Source organism: Frankia alni ACN14a, from assembly GCF_000058485.1.
Taxonomy (GTDB): domain Bacteria; phylum Actinomycetota; class Actinomycetes; order Frankiales; family Frankiaceae; genus Frankia; species Frankia alni.
In genome coordinates, this window is sequence record NC_008278.1 from 2395419 (window position 1) to 2413401 (window position 17983).

Sequence of the window (17983 nt, forward strand, 5' to 3'; positions counted from 1 at the left end):
CGGGTGGGGGGCAGTGGAGTAGAGTGGCGCGCAGTGGGGGACAGGAGCTCACGGTTGACCGTCGCGGGGTGACCAGGCGCTGTCTTCCTGGCAGTGGCAGGGAGGTCGCCGGTGTTTCTCGGCAGCCACACGCCGCGGCTGGATGACAAAGGGCGGCTGACCCTGCCCGCGAAGTTCCGCGACGAGTTGGAGGGGGGGCTTGTGATCACGAAGGGGCAGGAACGATGCCTGTACGTCTTCCCGATGGCGGAGTTCACCCGGATCAGCGAGTCCCTGCGCACCGCCCCGGTCACCGCGAAGGCACTGCGTGACTACAGCCGGGTGTTCTTCTCCTCGGCTGCCGACGACGCGCCGGACCGGCAGGGGCGCATCACCATTCCCGCCCCGCTGCGCACCTACGCGGGGCTGACGCGCGACTGCGTCGTCAACGGGGCGAACACCCGGGTCGAGATCTGGGACGCCCAGCGTTGGCAGGCCTACCTGGAAAGCCAGGAGGAGAGCTTTGCCGAGCTGTCCGAGGAGGTCCTGCCCGGAGTTATCTGAGCTGCCCTGGGATCTCGCGATCCGGACGCCCGGAACACGTGTTCCGGCCTGCGCCCGCACCCGCTTCTCCGGCCACCCCTTCCCCGGCGGCCGGCACGGTGGGCAGCGTGCCGGGCTGGTCACCCCCGGCGGTCCCGCGTGCGGATTCCGCCGCACCGGCGGTGCCCGCGTCCTGCGCGGGATGCCGCCGTACCGGACGAGCCCGTCAGCACATCTGAAGACGAGGTCCACGAGCGGTCGAGGGAGGCTCAGCGCTGAACGCCATGCACACGCCTGTGCTGACCGACCGCGTGCTGGAACTGTTGGCCCCCGCCCTGAGTAGGCCGGGGGCCGTGGTGGTGGACGCCACGGTGGGGCTCGGCGGACACGCCGCGGCCCTGCTCGCCGCCTTCCCCGAGGTCCGCGTCGTCGGTCTCGACCGCGATCTCGACGCCCTGGCGCACAGCGGCGAGCGGCTGCGCGCCCTCGCACCCGAGCGGGTGCGACTCGTCCACGCCGTCTACGACGAGATCGGCACGGTTCTCGCCGGCCTCGGCTCCGCGCGGGTCCAGGGCGTCCTGTTCGACCTCGGGGTCTCGTCCCTGCAGCTCGACACCGACGCGCGCGGGTTCGCCTACTCGCGGGACGCGCCGCTGGACATGCGGATGGACGCCACCCGCGGCCTGACGGCCGCCGAGGTCCTCAACACCTACGACGCCGCCGCGCTGGCACGGATCCTGCGGGACTACGGCGAGGAGCGGTTCGCCCGCCGCATCGCGGAGTCGGTCGTCCGGGCCCGTGCCGTCGAGCCGTTCACCACCTCCGCGCGGCTGGTCGACCTCGTCCGCGACGCCATCCCGGCGCCGGCGCGGCGCACCGGCGGCAACCCGGCCAAGCGCACCTTCCAGGCGCTGCGCATCGAGGTCAACTCCGAGCTGGATGTGCTCGCCCGGGCGTTGCCCGCCGCCTTCGACGCGCTGGCCGTCGGTGGCCGGCTCGTCGTGCTGTCCTACCACTCCCTCGAGGACCGACTGGTCAAGCGGGAGCTGCGCGGCTACGCGGAGACGCTGGTGCCGCCGGACATGCCCGTGGTGCCGGCCGGCGCCGAGCCGCGGCTGCGCTGGCTCACCCGTGGTGCCGAACCGGCCGGCGAGGTCGAGAAGGCCGACAACCCGCGGGCGGCGTCCGTGCGGCTGCGGGCCGCCGAACGCACGGCTCCGAACCCGGACCGTACCCAGCCCACCATCGGAGGTGCATCGTGACCGCTCCCGCGCAGCCGCTTTCCCGGGCGGGGCGGAGCGGCGCCGCCCGCGCCGGTGGCCCGCCCCCCGGCGCCCGGGCGGGCCGGGTGCCGGCAGGCGCGGCGGCGCGCACCGCCGCGGCGACGGCTCCGGTCCTCGACCCCCCGCTGCGGCGCGCCCCCGTCCGGACGCGGCTCACGGTGGTCCGCCCGGCGCCGACCGGGGCTCGCAAGGGACCGTTCGTCGTCCTACTGCTGGTCCTGCTCGGCGCCGGCCTGCTCGGTCTGCTGGGGCTCAACCTCGCGCTGATGGAGAACTCGTTCCACGAGAACACCCTGCGTAATCGGGCCTCCGCCCTGGCGGACGAGGAGCAGTCGCTCGCGGTGCGGGCCGATCAGCTCTCCGACCCGGCGGCGCTGGCCGCCCAGGCCAGCCGCCTCGGCCTGGTTCCCGGCGGGGTGCCCGAGTACCTTGCGCCGGGCACCCCCCTGCCGCCGGGGGCCCGGGTGCTGTCCCGGGAGCCGGGCAGCGGTTCGATCCTGGTGATCGTGCCCGCACCGCCAGGCCAGCAGCCTCCGGCCGTCGCGGGCACAGCCGGGTCCGGGACGGGCACGGCGCCGGATGCCGACCCGGGCGCCGCGGCGGCACCCGGCGCGAACACCGGCGCGGCCACCACCGGCGCCGGCGCGGCCACCGGCGCCGCGGCCACCGGCACCGCGGGCACTGCGGCGGCCACCGCGGGCGCGGCCATCGGCGCGGAGACGACCGCGCCCGGCGTCGTGGGCGCCGGCGCGGCCGGGACGAGCACCGCGGCCACCGGCACCAGCGGCGGGGCAACCGGCCCCGCGGCGGCCGGCTCGGCCGTGGGACCGCAGCAGTCGGGCGCGGTCGGCAGCGGTTCGGGCGCCGGGGCGCCGTCGGGCACGGCGACCTCGACCGGCACCGCCGGCGCTGACCGGGGTGGGCCCGCGCGGTGAGCTCCGCCCTCTCCGGCTCACCCCGGCGCGGGCGCGGACGGCTACGGCTGGTGACCCCACCGCCGGCCTCCGTGCACGGCGGACGGTTGCGCCGTGACGACGATCCGGATCGGGGCCCGGCGGACGACGGGGATCACGACGATCCGGGCCGCCCCCGCAGCCCGTCGGGCCTGCGGACCGCCAGGCCCCGCGGCGCCCAGGAGCACCCGCGGGCGCGCCGGGGCGGCAGCGGCGCGGCCCGGGGCGGCACCCGGGGACGAGGCCGGGCGGGTGCCGCCCGCGGGCACGACGGCCGCTACCGCGACCACGAGGCCTTTGACCACGACGCCCGGGACCACGACGCCCGGGACCACGACGCCCGGGACCACGACGCCCGGGACTACGACTACGACGACGCCCTGGACTACGACGACGCCCTGGACCGCGACGCCGCCGTCGACCACGACGGCCTCGGCTACGACGGCCTCGACAGACGCGTTCGGGCGCGCAGCGGTGCCGGGACGGCGGGTCGCCGCGTGTATCGGCCGGGGGCGCTGCCCCGCGGCGCCGGTGCCGGCCGGGGCCGCTATGTCCGGGGCGGCGGGGGTGCGGGCGGTGGTCGTCGGCCACCGCGTCCCCCGGTCCGGCGCAGCTACCGGCTGAGCAGCCCGCGGCGGCGGCTGCGGGTGACGATCGTGTTCATGTGCGCGCTGCTCGGCATCCTCGCGCTGCGCCTGACCCAGCTCCAGGGCTTCTCCGCGTCGACCTACGCGGCGCAGGCCGAGAAGGAGCGGCTGCGCACGATCGTGCTGCCCGCGGTGCGCGGCGCCATCACCGACCGCTCCGGCCACACCCTCGCCCAGCACGTCGAGCTGCGCGCGGTCTACGCGAACCCGACGAACGTCCGGGACGTCGCCGCGACCGCGGCGAAGCTCGCCCCCGTGCTCGACGACAGCGTGCCACGGCTGACGAAGCTGCTGACGGACCCGACCAGGCACATCAAGTTCGTCTACCTGGCCCGCGGCCTGAACCCCGACGTCGCGAAGAAGGTCAGCGCCCTGGAGTTGCACGGTATCGGCATCACCGAGGAACGCGGCCGGACCTACCCGGCCGGTCCGCTGGCGGCCAACGTCGTCGGGTTCATGCGGCGCGGCGACGGGGACGTGCTGGAGGGCGCCGGCGGCCTGGAACTCGAGTACGACAAGGTGCTGCGGGGAACCGACGGCATGCGCGTGCTGGAGGCCAACCCGGAGGGCATCGAGATCCCCTCCGGTCACGGCCGGCAACGCGATCCCGTCCCCGGCTCGGCGCTGCGGCTCACCCTCGACCGCGACATCCAGTGGAACGCCCAGCAGGCCATCGCCAACGCGGTGCGGTCCTCCGAGGCCGACGGCGGCACGGTCGTGGTGATGGACCCCCGCACCGGCGACGTCCTCGCGATGGCCGACGCGCCCGAGTTCGACCCGCGCAACATCACCCCTCGGGACCAGCCGGCGCTGGGCAACCGCTCGACCCGGGACGCCTACGAGCCCGGCAGCGTCAACAAGGTGATCACGATGGCCGCCGCCCTCGATCGCGGCCTCATCACCGCCCAGACGCCGCTGACCGTCCCGCCGTCCATCATCCGCGGTGGGGTGGCCATCAAGGACTCCGAGCCGCACGGCGTCGAGCATCTGACCACCGCCGGGGTGCTGGCCCGCTCCAGCAACATCGGCACCGTGGAGGTCTCCGAGCGGGTCGGACGCGCGGGGATGGAACAGGCGCTGCGCGCCTTCGGCCTGGGCGCGAAGACGGGGCTGGACTTTCCCGGCGAGGGCAGCGGCCTGCTGCCGGCGGCGAAGGACTGGTCGGGCAGCCAGGCCGCGACGATCTCCTACGGGCAGGGTATGTCGGCGACGGCGCTGCAGATGGCGTCGGTCTACGCCACCGTCGCCAACGGCGGGGTGCGGGTCACCCCCCGGCTCGTCGACGCCGTCACCGGCCCGGACAGGACCGTTCAGGTCACCCCGCATCCCCCGGGCCAGCGGGTGATCAGCGCGCAGACCGCGGCGACGCTGAGCCGGATGCTGGAGACGGTCGCGACGAACGAGGGCACCGCGCCGCTTGCCGAGGTCCCCGGCTACCGGGTGGCCGGCAAGACCGGCACGGCGTACCGGCCGGATCCCGTGCACGGTGGCTACCAGGGGTACACCTCGTCGTTCATCGGCTTCGCGCCGGCCGACGACCCGAAGGTCGTCGTCGAGGTCGTCCTGGACAACCCGAAGAAGGGGTACTTCGGCGGTCAGGTCGCCGCGCCGGTGTTCCAGGGCGTGATGAGTTTCGCCCTGACCACCCTCGGTGTGCCGCAGCCGACGACGAAGCCGACGCCGCTCGTCCTCGACCTGGACAAGTAGCACTGCGACCACAGCAGGTAACCCGCCAGACCTGGACAAGCGGTGCGAGAGCGGTCCACCTGCGGCATTCGGGGGACCACCGCCAAGCCCGGGCGCCCCTGCCGATGGCCGAGCTTGCTCCCACTAAGGTCGTCAGCGTGACCCCACCGGCACCCCGACCGGCCGCCCCGACGGCGTGCGGCCTGGCTGATCTGCGCGCGGTGCTCACGGCCGCGCAACTCCCACCGGCGCCGGCCCCGCTGCCCGCCGGCCCTGGTCCGGACGCCGCCGCGCCCGCCGCGCCCGCCGCGCCCGCCGGACCCGGATCGGACGCGGTGGTGCGCGGCGTCACCCACGACTCCCGCCGGGTGGCGCCCGGCGACCTCTACGCGGCCCTGCCGGGCGCGCACGTGCACGGCGCCGACTTCGCCGCCGCCGCGATCGCCCGCGGCGCGGTGGCGGTGCTCACCGACGCCGAGGGCGCGCGGCGCATCGCCGCCGCGGGTGGGCCGGCGGCCGCGCTGCCGGTGCTCGTCAGCGCCGACCCGCGCCGCGACCTCGCCCCGGTGGCGGCCCGCATCCACGGCGATCCGTCGGCGGGGCTGCGCCTGCTCGGTGTCACCGGGACCAACGGCAAGACGACGACCGCGTTCCTCCTCGACGCCGGGCTGCGGGCCGCCGGCCACACCACCGGGCTGATCGGCACGGTGGAGACCCGCATCGCCGGGGACCGGCTGGCCAGCGCCCACACCACCCCGGAGGCCAGCGACCTGCAGGCGCTGCTGGCGACGATGGTCGAACGGGGCGTGGACGCCGCCACCATGGAGGTCTCCAGCCACGCGCTGGCCCAGCACCGGGCGGACGCGCTGCACTTCGCCGGGGCGCTGTTCACCAACCTCAGCCAGGACCATCTCGACTTCCATCCCACGATGGCGGACTACTTCGAGGCGAAGGCGTCGCTGTTCGTTCCCGGCCGGGCGGCGGCCGCGGTGATCGGCGTGGGCGACGAGTGGGGCCGGCGGCTAGCGGCCCGCCGCCCGGACGCGGTCACCTTCGCCGTCGACGGCCCCGCCGACTGGACGGCCCGCGACGTCACCGCCGGCCCCACCGGCAGCGAGCTGCTGGCCGCCGGGCCGGGCGGCGAGCGGGTGGAGCTGTCCGTCCCGCTGCCCGGGGTGTTCAACATCGCCAATGCGCTGGGTGCGTTGGCGCTGCTGGTGGCCGTCGGGGTCGACCCGGCCGCCGCCGCCGCCGGGATCGGTGCGCTGCCCGGCGTGCCGGGCCGGATGGAGCGGGTCGACGCCGGCCAGCCGTTCCTGGCACTGGTCGACTTCGCCCACACCCCGGACGCGGTCACGACGCTGCTGGCGACCGTCCGTCCCCTGGTGAAGGGAAGAATCATCGTCGTGCTCGGCTGCGGCGGGGACCGCGACCGCGGCAAGCGCCCGCTCATGGGCGCCGCCGCGGCCACGCTCGCCGACCTCGCGATCCTCACCAACGACAACCCGCGCTCGGAGGACCCGGCGGACATCCTCGCCGCGATGCTCGCCGGGGTGCCGACCGCCGCGCGCGCGGCGGGCCGGGTGCTGGTCGAACCGGACCGGGCCGCCGCGATCGCCGCGGCCGTCGCCGCCGCCGGCCCGCAGGATGCCGTCGTCGTCGCCGGCAAGGGGCACGAGTCCGGACAGGAACAGGCCGGGGTGGTGACCCCGTTCGACGACCGGGTGGTGCTGCGCGCGGCGCTGGACGCGGCGGCCCGCGGATGATCCCGCTGACCCTCGCCGAGGTCGCCGTGGCGACCGGCGGACGCCTCGACGCGGTCGCCGACCCGGCCGCCGTGGTCGGCGCCGTCGCCGTGGACTCCCGTCAGGTCGGCCCCGGCACGCTGTTCGTCGCCCTGGTCGGCGCCCGCTCCGACGGGCACGACTTCGCCGCCGCGGCGGTGGCCGCGGGGGCGCCGGCGGTGCTCGCCGCCCGGCCGCTCGGCGTGCCGGCGGTCGTCGTGGCCGACCCGTCCGCCGCCCTCGCCGCCCTCGCGGCGCACGTGCGCGACATCGCCCGCGCCACCGTCGTCGCCGTCACCGGCTCGGCGGGCAAGACCACGACCAAGGATCTGCTGGCGGACCTGCTCGCCGAGCTCGGCCCGACCGTGGCCGCGCCCGGGTCGTTCAACAACGAGATCGGCCTGCCGCTGACGCTGCTGCGCACCGAACCGGACACCGCGTTCGTCGTGCTGGAGATGGGCGCGCGCGGCCTCGGGCACATCGCCACGCTGTGCGCGGTGGCCCGCCCGTCCGTCGGGGCGGTGCTCAACGTCGGCAGCGCGCACGTCGGCGAGTACACCGACGGCCGGCTCGGCATCGCCGCGGCCAAGGGGGAGCTCGCCGAGGCCGCCCAGGACGCCGTCATCCTCAACGCCGACGACCCGCTGGTGGCGGCGATGGCGCCGCGGGCGCGTGGCGAGGTCATCACCTTCGGCGAGGACGCCGCGGCGGACGTGCGCGGCGCCGGCGTCCGCGTCGACCCGCTGGGGCACGCCTCGTTCGACCTGCTCGCCGGCGGCGAGCGCCACCGGGTCACCCTCGGCCTCGTCGGCGCGCACCAGGTGCCCAACGCCCTCGCCGCGGCGGCCGTCGCCCTGCGCCTCGGCCTGAGCCCCGCGCGGACCGCGGCGGCGCTCGGCGCGGCGCGGGCGCGCAGCCGCTGGCGGATGGAGGTCACCCGGACCGCCGCCGGGGTCGTCGTCGTCAACGACGCCTACAACGCCAACCCCGAGTCGATGCGCGCCGCCCTGGCGACGCTGGTCGACATGCGCGGGGCGGGCCGGGCGATCGCGGTGCTCGGGGGCATGGGGGAGCTCGGCGACGCCGCCGACGACGCGCACGACGCGCTCGGCCGGCTCGCCGTCCGGCTCGGGATCGACCAGGTGATCGCGGTGGGGCCGGCGGCTCGGCGCATCCACCTCGCGGCGTCGCTGGAGGGTTCCTGGGACGGCGAGTCGAGGTGGGTGGCGGACGCCGACGAGGCGGTGGCGACGGTGGTCGCGCTCGCCCGGCCGGACGACGTCGTGCTGGTCAAGGCCAGCCGGTCCTACGGTCTGGAGCGCGTCGCCGAGGACGTGGTGACGAGGTTCGGCGTGGTCGGCGCCGGGATCGAGGGGGCATGAGAACGGACCGCTGGGTGCACCGGGGCGGACACGCGCGGGTGACACACGCGTGAGAGGCGTTCTTATCGCGGCCATGGTCGCGTTGGTCGTGTCGTTGCTCGGTACGCCCTGGGTGATCAGGTTCTTCCGCCGGCAGGGGTACGGGCAGGAGATCCGCGAGGACGGCCCGTCGAGCCACCTGACCAAACGCGGCACGCCCACCATGGGCGGCACCGTGATCATCGTGGCGACGCTGGTCGGCTACTTCCTCGCCCACCTGGTGACCGGGATCGGCTTCACCGCCTCCGGTCTGCTCGTCCTGCTGGTGATGACCGGACTCGGCATCGTCGGCTTCCTCGACGACTACATCAAGATCCGCAAGCAGCGCAGCCTCGGGCTCACCGCCCGGATGAAGTTCACCGGTCAGGCCGCGGTCGCGCTCGCGTTCGGGCTGCTCGCGGTCCGGTTCAAAAACCACGCCGGGCTGCTGCCGGGGTCGACGTACATCTCGATCGTGCGCGACACCTCCCTGACGGTCGGCATCATCGGCTTCCCCCTGCTGGCCTGGATCATCATCGCCGCGACGTCGAACGCGGTGAACCTCACCGACGGCCTCGACGGCCTCGCCGCCGGCACGTCGGCGATGGTCTTCGGCGCGTACGTGGTCATCTCGTTCTGGCAGTTCGGCAACCTGTGCGAGCCGGGGGACTCGCCCGCCGGCTGCTACGCGGTGCGCGACCCGTTGGACGTGGCGCTGGTCGCGGCGGCGGCGATGGGGGCCTGCTTCGGCTTCCTGTGGTGGAACGCCAGCCCGGCGAAGATCTTCATGGGGGACACCGGCTCGCTCGCCCTCGGCGGCGCGTTCGCCAGCATCGCCATCGTCAGCCGGACCGAGCTGCTGCTCGTCGTCCTCGGCGGCCTGTTCGTCATCGAGACCCTGTCGGTGATGATCCAGGTGGCGTTCTTCAAGGCCACGAAGAAACGTGTGTTCAACATGGCACCGATCCACCATCACTTCGAACTCGCCGAATGGCCCGAGACGACGGTGATCATCCGATTCTGGATCGTCTCCGGCCTCGCCGTGGCCTTCGGGCTCGGCCTGTTCTACGCCGAGTTCCTCTCCCACGGCAATGGCTAGCCCCGCGGAGCCGGCGGGGCCGCGGGCCTGGGCGGGGCTGTCGGTACTGGTCGTCGGGGTGGGGGTGTCGGGGCTCGCCGCGGCCCGGGCGCTGCTCGCCCGCGGCGCCCGGGTGCGGGTCGTCGACGCCGGTGACACCGAGCGGCACCGCGCGGCCGCCGCCGACCTGCGGGCGCTCGGGGCCACGGTGGTGCTCGGCGGCCTGCCGGCGGGGCCCGGCGGCGCCGGGCTCGTCGTCACGTCGCCCGGCGTCCCGCCGACCGCGCCGCTGATCACCGGATCGGCGGCGGCGGGGGTGCCGGTGTGGGGGGAGGTCGAGCTCGCCTGGCGCTGGCGCGGCGCCACCCGCTGGCTCGCCGTGACCGGCACGAACGGCAAGACCACGACCACCGAGATGCTCGGGGCGATGCTCGCCGCGGGGGGCCGGCGGGCGATCACCGCCGGCAACATCGGCACGCCGATCGTCGAGGCCGTCGCCGCCGAGCCGCCCTACGACACGCTCGCCGTCGAGCTGTCCAGCTTCCAGCTCCACTACACCCACACCGTGGCCCCGCTGGCCGCGGCCGTGCTCAACGTCGCCCCCGACCACCTCGACTGGCACGGCGGCGCGCAGGCCTACGCCGAGGCCAAGGCGCGGATCTGGCGCGATCCGGCGACGATCGCGATCGGCAACGCCGACGACGCGGCGAGCGCCCGGCTGCTCGCCGGGGCGCCGGGGCGCCGGGTGCTGTTCGGCCGGGACCCGGCGGCCCGCCCCGCCCCGGGGCTGACCGTCGAGGCCGGTCACCTCGTCGACCACGCCTTCGGCGGCGGTCGGCTCGTCGCCGTGCGCGACCTGCGGGTCACCGGCCCCCACCTGATCTCCAACGCGCTGGCCGCGGCGGCGCTCGCCCGCGCCGAGGGCGTCGACCCCGCGGCGATCGGCGCGGCGCTTGCCGAGTTCCGCGCCGGGGCCCACCGCAACGCCGAGGTCGCCGTCATCGACGGCGTCCGCTGGGTGGACGACAGCAAGGCGACCAATCCGCACGCCGCCGCCGCCTCGCTGGCCGGCTACCCGTCGGTCGTGTGGATCGCCGGCGGGCTGAACAAGGGCCTCGCCTTCGACGAGCTCGTCCGCGACGCCCGCGGCGTGCTGCGCGGCGCGGTGCTCATCGGCCGCTGCGCCGACGAGATAGCCGTCGCGCTCGCCCGACACGCCCCCGATGTCCCCGTCGAACGGGCCGCCGGCATGGACGATGCGGTGAGGGCCGCGGCGGCACTCGCGCGCGCCGGTGACACGGTGCTGCTCGCGCCGGCCGCGGCCTCGATGGACATGTTCCGCGACTATGCGGCCCGCGGAGACCTGTTCGCCGAGGCGGTGCGCGCACGAGAGGGGTAGCCGTGGCTGGTTCGAGGCCGGTGTCGCCCCCTACCGGGATGCCGGTGCGGCCGATCGCCGCCGGTTCCGGCGGATCCGGCCGATCTGGCCGGACCGGCCGGACCGGCCGGGAGGCTCAGGACCGGGTTGCTCAGGACGACGACGGCCCGGTGGACCGGGAGACCGCCGAGCTGCGGGTGCCGCTGCTCGACCGGCCGTTGGCCTCCTACTACCTGCTGCTGTCCTCGGCCGGTCTGCTGCTGTTGCTCGGCCTGGTCATGGTGCTCTCGGCGTCGAGCGTGCGCTCCTACGCCCTGTTCGGCTCGGCGTACACGCTGTTCATCCGGCAGGCGATCTGGGTGGGCATCGGCCTGCCGATCGTCGTCGCGGCCAGCCGGCTGCCGGTGCGGGTCTTCCGCGCCCTGGCCTACCCGTTGCTGGCCGGGACGGTGCTGCTGCTCATGGCCGTGCTCGTCCCCGGCATCGGCAGCGTGCGCGGGGGTGCCCGGCAGTGGATCGTCGTCGGCCCGATCACCATCCAGCCCAGCGAGCTGGCGAAGATCGCGCTGGTGCTGTGGTGCTCGGATCTGCTGGTGCGCAAGCGGCGGCGGCTGTCCGACCCGAAGCACCTGTTCGTCCCGCTCGTGCCGGTGTTCCTGTTCATCGACCTGCTGATGCTGCTCGAACCGGACCTCGGCGGCGCGATCTGCGTGACGGTCGTCCCACTGACCATCCTGTGGGTGATCGGCACCCCGAAGCGCTTCTACGGCGCGGTGATGGGTTCGATGATCCTCGCGGCGACCGTGCTCGCCGTCGTCGAGCCCTACCGGATCCGGCGGCTGCTGTCGTTCACCGACCCCTTCGCCGACGCCAACGGTGACGGCTTCCAGGCCGTCCAGGGCATCTACGCGCTGTCCACGGGCGGCTGGTGGGGCGACGGGCTCGGCGCCTCCCGGGCGAAGTGGCCGGAGCTGCTGCCCGCGGTGCACACCGACTTCATCCTCGCGATCATCGGCGAGGAGCTGGGGCTGGTCGGCAGCCTCGTGGTGGTCGGGCTGTTCGGCGTGCTCGGCTACGCGGGCCTGCGCATCGCCCACCGCTCCGACGACCTGTTCGTCCGGTTGGCCGCCGCCGGCGTCACCGCCTGGATCATCGTCCAGGCGGTGGTGAACATGGGGGCGGTCGTCGGCCTGCTGCCGATCACCGGCGTCACCCTGCCGCTGGTGTCCTTCGGCGGGTCCGCGCTGCTGCCCACCCTCGCCGCGCTGGGGATGCTGCTGTCCTTCGCCCGTTCGGAGCCGGCGGCGGCGAAGTACCTGGCCCGACGGGCCGAGGAACGCCGCGCGGCCCGCGCCGAGCGCGCCGGGGTGCGGCGGCGGCCGCGGCTGCCCGGCCGCCGTGGCCGCCGACCCGACCTGGAGCTCGTGCCCGTCGACGGCCTCGACATAGCACCCGGCACCGGTGGGCGAGCGACCGGTACCGGGCTGTCCGTGGGCCGGCCCGATGTGTCATCGTCTTGACCGATGTTGCGAAGCGTAGTGCTCGCCGGCGGCGGGACAGCCGGCCATGTCGAACCCGCGCTCGCCGTGGCGGACGCCCTGCGCGCCGCCGATCCGCGCGCGCGGCTGACCCTGCTGGGCACGGCCACCGGCCTGGAGGCCCGTCTGGTGCCGGCGCGGGGCTACGAGCTGGCGACGGTGCCGAAGGTGCCGATGCCGCGCCGGCCCACCCCCGCGCTGCTGAAGCTGCCCGTCCGCCTGTTCGACGCGGTGCGCCAGGCGGGCGCGACGCTGGACCGGGTCCGGGCGGACGTCGTCGTCGGCTTCGGCGGCTATGTGTCGGTGCCTGCCTACCTCGCCGCCCGGCGCCGCGGCATCCCGATCGTGGTCCACGAGGCGAACCCGCTGCCCGGGATGGCCAACCGGCTCGGCGCCCGGTTCACCCCGTTCGTCGCCACCTCGTACCCGAGCACCCCACTGCGCGGCGCGACCCTCACCGGGATCCCGCTGCGTGCGGAGATCCTCAGCCTCGACCGCTCACCGGCCGCCGCCCGCGCCGCGCGGGCCCGCTACGGGCTTGACCCGCACCGCCCGACCCTGCTCGTCTTCGGCGGCTCCCAGGGGGCCCGCAGCCTCAACCAGGTCATGACCACGGCCGCGCACTCGCTGGCCACCGCGGGCGTCCAGGTGCTGCACGCGGCCGGACCGAAGAACTTCGAGGAGGTCGCGGCGGCGCTGCCCCGCGGGCTGCCGGCCCCCTACGAGCTGCGGCCCTACCTGGACGACATCATGTCCGCGTATGCCGCCGCCGACATGACGCTGTGCCGCTCCGGCGCGATGACCTGCGCCGAACTCGCCGCGGTGGGCCTGCCGGCGGCCTACGTGCCGCTCCCGCACGGCAACGGCGAGCAGCGTCGCAACGCCCTGCCGACGGTGGAGGCCGGCGGTGGCCTGCTCGTCGAGGACGCCGCCCTCGACGAGGACTGGCTGCTGGCGAACGTGCTGCCGGTGCTCACCTCGGCGGAGAGGCTGGCGAAGATGTCGGCGGCGTGCGCGGGCACCGGCTACCCGCAGGCCGCCGCGGCGATCGTCGCCATGGTCCGCGACGCGGCGGCGACCCGGCGCCGGTCCCGCCCCCGTCACGCCGCCTCCTAGCAGGCCGCCTCCTGGCCAGGCCGCCTCCTGGCCAGGCCGAACCCGGGCAGGGGCGATTGCGGTGCGTTCTGCACGGTCTGCGCTCCAGGAGCGTGCGCAACGCACCGCTTCGCTTCCCGCGCATCGCGACCGGGGCCGTGCCTTCCGTGGACGGGCCGGCCGGACGGGGGCGGCTGGCGGTGGCTGGCGGTGGCGGGGGGTGTCAGCGCAGGGCGGACAGGACGACGACGGGGATCTCGCGCTCGACCTGCTCCTGGTGTCCGCGGATGCCCGGCATCGTCTCCACCAGTGCCTGGTAGAGCCGCTCCCGTTCGGTCCCGGTGGCGGTGGACGCCTGCGCGGCGAACCGGTCGTCCCCGAGCTCGACGGTGACCTTGGGGTTGGCCGTCAGGTTGCGGTACCAGTCCGGATGCCGCGAGGCCGCCATGTTGGATGCGAACACGATGATGCGGTCGTGGCGGCCAGCCCGCCCGTTCCCGCCGGCCTGGTGCTCCTCGTCCGTCGGGATCTCGTCCGTCGGGGCGTCGGCGGGGCTGTCGGCGGCGCTGTCGGTCACGTAACCGAGGGGCGTGGTGTGTTCCCGCCCGCTGTGCCGACCGGTCGTCGTCAGCAGCACGAGCCGGGAGCCGGGCAGCGTCTTCTCCAGTGCTCCGCCGGTGGCTCGGTATTCGGCGATCACGGTCTGGTTGACCGCCCGGATGTCGAAGCCGGGGCTGCGCGGGTCCTGAGTGTCGGACATCTACCTGATCCTCACCGGTCGCCGCCGGCCGTGCCGGCGGTGGGCGTGTTGCGGCAGTCAACCATCGACGCAGCGTCACGGCAGGGAGGATCAGGCCGGGTGCCGCCGCGTCGGCCTCAGCCCGCCGCCGGTTCGTCCAGCGCCGCCAGCAGCCGCGGCCCGACCGTGGTGATCGTCCCGGCGCCCAGGGTGAGCAGCAGGATGCCGCCGGCCTGGGCGGGAACGGGGCCGCTCAGCGTGTCGCGGACGTCCGCGGCGAGCCGGTCGACCAGCTCCGGCCAGGGCACGTAGCCGACCACCGCGGGCCCGACCAGCCGCTCGACCAGGTCCGTCGGGTGCCGGCCGAGGTCGTCGGTCTCCCGGGCGGCGTAGATGTCGGTGACGTAGACCCGATCGGCGTCGGCGAAGGCGGTGGCGAAGCCGTCGAGCAGCGCGGCGAACCGGCTGTAGGTGTGCGGCTGGAGCACGGCCCACAGCGCCCGGCCGTGTGTCCGGGCGCGGGCCGCGGCGAGCGTCAGCCGGATCTCGGTCGGGTGGTGGGCGTAGTCGTCGATGATCTCCAGGCTCCACTCGCCGACCGGATCGGCGACGGCGGTGGCCGGTCCGGTCGGCGAGCGCGAGGCGAGCGCGCCGGCGGGGGCCGGCAGGGCGGCCGCATGGTCGGGGCCGGCCGCGGGGGCCGGCGTCGCCGCCACCGGTGCGTCGACGGCCGGGGGCGCGGCCCGCGGCAGGGCGATGCCGGTCGGCGGCGGCGAGTCCGGCGGCCCGATGGGTGCCGTGGTGGCGGCTGCGGCCGCGGTGGCGGGATCGCGGCGGACGGGTGGGGCGGCTGCGGCGCCTGCGGCGGCCGGGACGGCGGGATCGGGTGTGCCGGCGCGCCAGAAGCCGACGAACTCGAAGCGGCGGGCGGCACCGGTGTAGGTCGCGAGCGTCGCCAGGGTCTGGGCCGGCGCGACGCCCAGCTCGGTGGCGACCGCGAGGACCGCCAGCGCGTTGAGGAGCGAGTGTCGGCCGGGGACCGCCAGGGTCAGGGTGCCGATCTCCTGACCGCCGTGCAGGACGACGGCGCGGGCCGTGTCGTCCCCGGCCACGGTGGCGACGTCCACCGCACGCCAGCGGCGATCCGTCCCGAAGCCGTAGTCGAGCACCGGCGCGGCCGCGGGCGTCCCCTGCCGGTGCAGCTCGGCGAGGACGGCGGCCACCCCCGGATCGTCCCCGCAGACGACCAGCCGGCCGCCGGGACGCACCCGCCGGGCGAACGCGGTGAAGGCGGTCCGGACCGACGCCTCGTCCGGGAAGATGTCCGGGTGCTCCCACTCGACGTTGGTGATCACGGCGATGGTGGGTTCGAGGCCGGCGAACGCGCCGCCGTACTCGTCGGATTCCAGCACGAACAGGTCGCCGGAGCCGGCGAGGGCGTTGCCCCCGAGCTGGGAGACCTCCGCGCCGATGACGGCGGTGGGGTCGAGCCCGGCCGCGCGCAGCACCAGGGTCAACATCGCCGACGTGGTCGACTTGCCGTGCGAGCCGGCCACAGCGACCAGCCGGTAACCCGCGGTCAGCTCCGGTAGCCACTCGGACCGGCGGCGGACCGCCAGGCCCAGCGACCGGGCGGCGACGATCTCGGGGTGATCCTCGGCGAGGGCGCTGGAGGCGACCACGACATCCACGCCGGCGAGCTCGGCGGCGATCTTCTCCGCGGCCGGCGCGGGCCCGACGCGGACGGGCACCCCGCGAGCGCGCAGGGTCGCCACGCGGGGGGAGTCCTCCGCGTCGCTGCCGCTGACCTTCCCGCCACCGGCGAGGTGGATCTGGGCCAGCGGCGACAGGCCGGAGCCGCCGATGCCGAGGAAATGGACGTGCTGGGTGCGCTGACGGGTCACGCAGGCAGTACACCATCACGCCCCCGCCCCGCCACGCTCCCCCTTGATCGCGCCCCCGCGAACCGTCCGGGCACCCCCGCGAATCGCCGAGGCCGAGGTCTGCCATCCCAGGAGGGTCGCCGAAGGTGATCTGACGGGAGAGGGCTGCCGCAGGGGGCCAGGGGCCTCCGCGCATCGCCGAAGGCGATGCGCGGGGAAGGCTGTGACGAAGCGGACGTGCCAGGAAGGGACGTGACGCGCCGACAGCTTCCTTGACCACCGACGTAGCCGTGCCTACTGTCCGATCCACAGTCGGAAGTTGACATAACTGTAACCGTCTAGCTGACGGTGAAGGTTGAGACTCTGACTGCTTCCCCCGCTCGCCGCGTGAATCCGCCATCCCGCGGCGCCGCAGGGGCGGGGTATCCCCCCGTCCGACCACCGACGCCGCTGGAGGACCGACACCGCATGGCTGCCCCACAGAACTATCTCGCGGTCATCAAGGTCGTCGGGATCGGTGGTGGTGGCGTCAACGCCGTCAACCGGATGATCGAAGTCGGTCTCAAGGGTGTCGAGTTCATCGCCATCAACACCGATGCCCAGGCCTTGCTCATGAGCGACGCCGACGTGAAGCTCGACGTCGGCCGCGAGCTGACCCGGGGCCTCGGCGCCGGGGCCGATCCCGAGGTGGGCCGGCAGGCCGCCGAGGACCACCGGGAGGAGATCGAGGAGGTCCTCAAGGGGGCCGACATGGTCTTCGTCACCGCTGGTGAGGGTGGTGGCACCGGTACGGGTGGCGCCCCCGTCGTGGCGAACGTGGCCCGTTCGCTCGGCGCGCTCACCATCGGTGTCGTGACCCGGCCGTTCACCTTCGAGGGCAGGCGCCGCGCGACCCAGGCGGACACGGGCATCGACACTCTGCGCAACGAGGTCGACACCCTCATCGTCATCCCGAACGACCGCCTGCTGGCGATGACCGACCGCGACATCAGCGTGCTCGACGCCTTCCGCAGCGCCGACCAGGTGCTGCTCTCCGGTGTCCAGGGCATCACCGACCTGATCACCACCCCCGGTCTGATCAACCTCGACTTCGCCGACGTGAAGACGGTCATGTCGCACGCCGGCAGCGCGTTGATGGGTATCGGGCGGGCCCGTGGCGACGACAGGGCCACGGTGGCCGCCGAACAGGCGATCGCCTCCCCGCTGCTGGAGGCGAGCATGGACGGCGCCCAGGGCGTCCTGCTCAACATCTCCGGCGGCTCGGACCTCGGTCTGTTCGAGATCAACGCGGCCGCGGAGCTCGTCGCGGACGCGGCCCACCCCGAGGCGAACATCATTTTTGGCGCGGTGATCGACGACGCCCTCGGCGACGAGGTGCGGGTGACGGTCATCGCCGCCGGGTTCGACACGGTGCAGGACCGGCGGATCAGGCCGTCCCACGTGCAGCAGTCGCGGCGGCCCCCCGGCCAGGGTGGGGCCGCCGGCGGCGGCACCGGGAGCGTGGCCCCGGCTCCGGCCCCGGCGTCCGCGCCGTCGACGACGATTCTGCCGCCCCTGCCGACGATCCCGAGCGCCTCGGCCCGCGCGGCCCAGGCCGCGCCGCCGCCCCCGCCACCCCCGCCGCCGCCCACCCCCGCGCCGGTCCAGCCGGCCCCGCCGACGCCGAGCTACCTGCAGACGCCGCCGTCACCGATCGCCCAGGCGAACGTCGGGCACTACCATCCCGAGCCGCTGCCGGGGGCGCCGGCCGCCCACGAGCGCGTCTCGCCCGGCGAGTCGACGGTGATCCCGACGGTGGAGTCGCGCATCGCGCCGCCCGTGCGGGAACCCGTGGAGCCGGCGGCCGACCCCGGCTACGCCCAGCCGCACCGGGTCGACCCGCCACGGGCGACGGGGCCGCGACCGACCTACCCGCCGCCGCGCCGCCCCGTTCGGCCGGTGGCCGACGACGACGAGCTGGACGTGCCGGACTTCCTCAAATAGCCCGCGCCGGGCAG

Annotated in this window: 13 protein-coding genes; 11 read left to right on the forward strand and 2 right to left on the reverse strand. The window is 75.2% G+C overall.

Features of this window, described 5'->3' with window-relative positions:
- Positions 1 to 111 precede the first annotated feature (111 nt).
- The 10 genes from mraZ (at position 112) to murG (ending at position 13385) form a co-directional block, all read left to right on the forward strand.
- Positions 112 to 543, forward strand: coding sequence for a division/cell wall cluster transcriptional repressor MraZ (mraZ, locus tag FRAAL_RS09555; protein ID WP_009739579.1), 432 nt, complete (start codon positions 112 to 114; stop codon positions 541 to 543).
- A 263-nt stretch (positions 544 to 806) separates the two neighbouring features.
- Complete coding sequence (gene rsmH / locus FRAAL_RS09560) at positions 807 to 1784, forward strand: 16S rRNA (cytosine(1402)-N(4))-methyltransferase RsmH (protein WP_011603353.1); 978 nt, start codon at positions 807 to 809, stop codon at positions 1782 to 1784.
- Positions 1781 to 2740 carry a cell division protein FtsL gene (gene ftsL, locus FRAAL_RS09565; protein WP_011603354.1) on the forward strand — a complete coding sequence of 320 codons (960 nt, stop codon included), beginning with the start codon at positions 1781 to 1783 and terminating at the stop codon, positions 2738 to 2740. The genes rsmH and ftsL overlap by 4 nt, the downstream gene beginning before the upstream one ends.
- A gap of 50 nt (positions 2741 to 2790) precedes the next feature.
- Positions 2791 to 5112 (forward strand): peptidoglycan D,D-transpeptidase FtsI family protein, encoded by a 2322-nt coding sequence (locus FRAAL_RS09570; RefSeq protein ID WP_443985209.1) that lies wholly within the window; start codon positions 2791 to 2793, stop codon positions 5110 to 5112.
- A 137-nt stretch (positions 5113 to 5249) separates the two neighbouring features.
- Positions 5250 to 6857 (forward strand): UDP-N-acetylmuramoyl-L-alanyl-D-glutamate--2,6-diaminopimelate ligase, encoded by a 1608-nt coding sequence (locus tag FRAAL_RS09575; RefSeq protein ID WP_041939073.1) that lies wholly within the window; start codon positions 5250 to 5252, stop codon positions 6855 to 6857.
- Positions 6854 to 8257 carry a UDP-N-acetylmuramoyl-tripeptide--D-alanyl-D-alanine ligase gene (locus FRAAL_RS09580; protein ID WP_011603357.1) on the forward strand — a complete coding sequence of 468 codons (1404 nt, stop codon included), beginning with the start codon at positions 6854 to 6856 and terminating at the stop codon, positions 8255 to 8257. Before FRAAL_RS09575 ends, FRAAL_RS09580 begins: the two co-directional genes overlap by 4 nt.
- A 49-nt stretch (positions 8258 to 8306) precedes the next feature.
- Positions 8307 to 9374 carry a phospho-N-acetylmuramoyl-pentapeptide-transferase gene (gene mraY / locus FRAAL_RS09585; RefSeq protein ID WP_011603358.1) on the forward strand — a complete coding sequence of 356 codons (1068 nt, stop codon included), beginning with the start codon at positions 8307 to 8309 and terminating at the stop codon, positions 9372 to 9374.
- On the forward strand, positions 9367 to 10752 hold the full coding sequence (murD, locus tag FRAAL_RS09590; protein ID WP_011603359.1) for a UDP-N-acetylmuramoyl-L-alanine--D-glutamate ligase: 1386 nt from the start codon (positions 9367 to 9369) through the stop codon (positions 10750 to 10752). The genes mraY and murD overlap by 8 nt, the downstream gene beginning before the upstream one ends.
- Before the next feature lie 38 nt (positions 10753 to 10790).
- Positions 10791 to 12251, forward strand: a complete 1461-nt coding sequence (gene ftsW / locus FRAAL_RS09595) for a putative lipid II flippase FtsW (protein WP_231861594.1) — start codon at positions 10791 to 10793, stop codon at positions 12249 to 12251.
- Between the two features lie 3 nt (positions 12252 to 12254).
- Positions 12255 to 13385, forward strand: a complete 1131-nt coding sequence (murG, locus tag FRAAL_RS09600; RefSeq protein ID WP_011603361.1) for an undecaprenyldiphospho-muramoylpentapeptide beta-N-acetylglucosaminyltransferase — start codon at positions 12255 to 12257, stop codon at positions 13383 to 13385.
- A 202-nt stretch (positions 13386 to 13587) separates the two neighbouring features.
- Here murG and FRAAL_RS09605 read toward each other — a convergent pair whose 3' ends face one another.
- Entirely contained in the window at positions 13588 to 14124 is a 537-nt protein-coding gene (locus FRAAL_RS09605; RefSeq protein ID WP_011603362.1) for a nitroreductase/quinone reductase family protein, read from the reverse strand.
- A gap of 116 nt (positions 14125 to 14240) precedes the next feature.
- Positions 14241 to 16007 (reverse strand): UDP-N-acetylmuramate--L-alanine ligase, encoded by a 1767-nt coding sequence (locus FRAAL_RS34740; protein WP_011603363.1) that lies wholly within the window; start codon positions 16005 to 16007, stop codon positions 14241 to 14243.
- 447 nt (positions 16008 to 16454) lie between these two features.
- Here FRAAL_RS34740 and ftsZ point away from each other — a divergent pair, with 447 nt between their 5' ends.
- Entirely contained in the window at positions 16455 to 17969 is a 1515-nt protein-coding gene (gene ftsZ / locus FRAAL_RS09615; protein ID WP_041939074.1) for a cell division protein FtsZ, read from the forward strand.
- Positions 17970 to 17983: the final 14 nt, after the last annotated feature.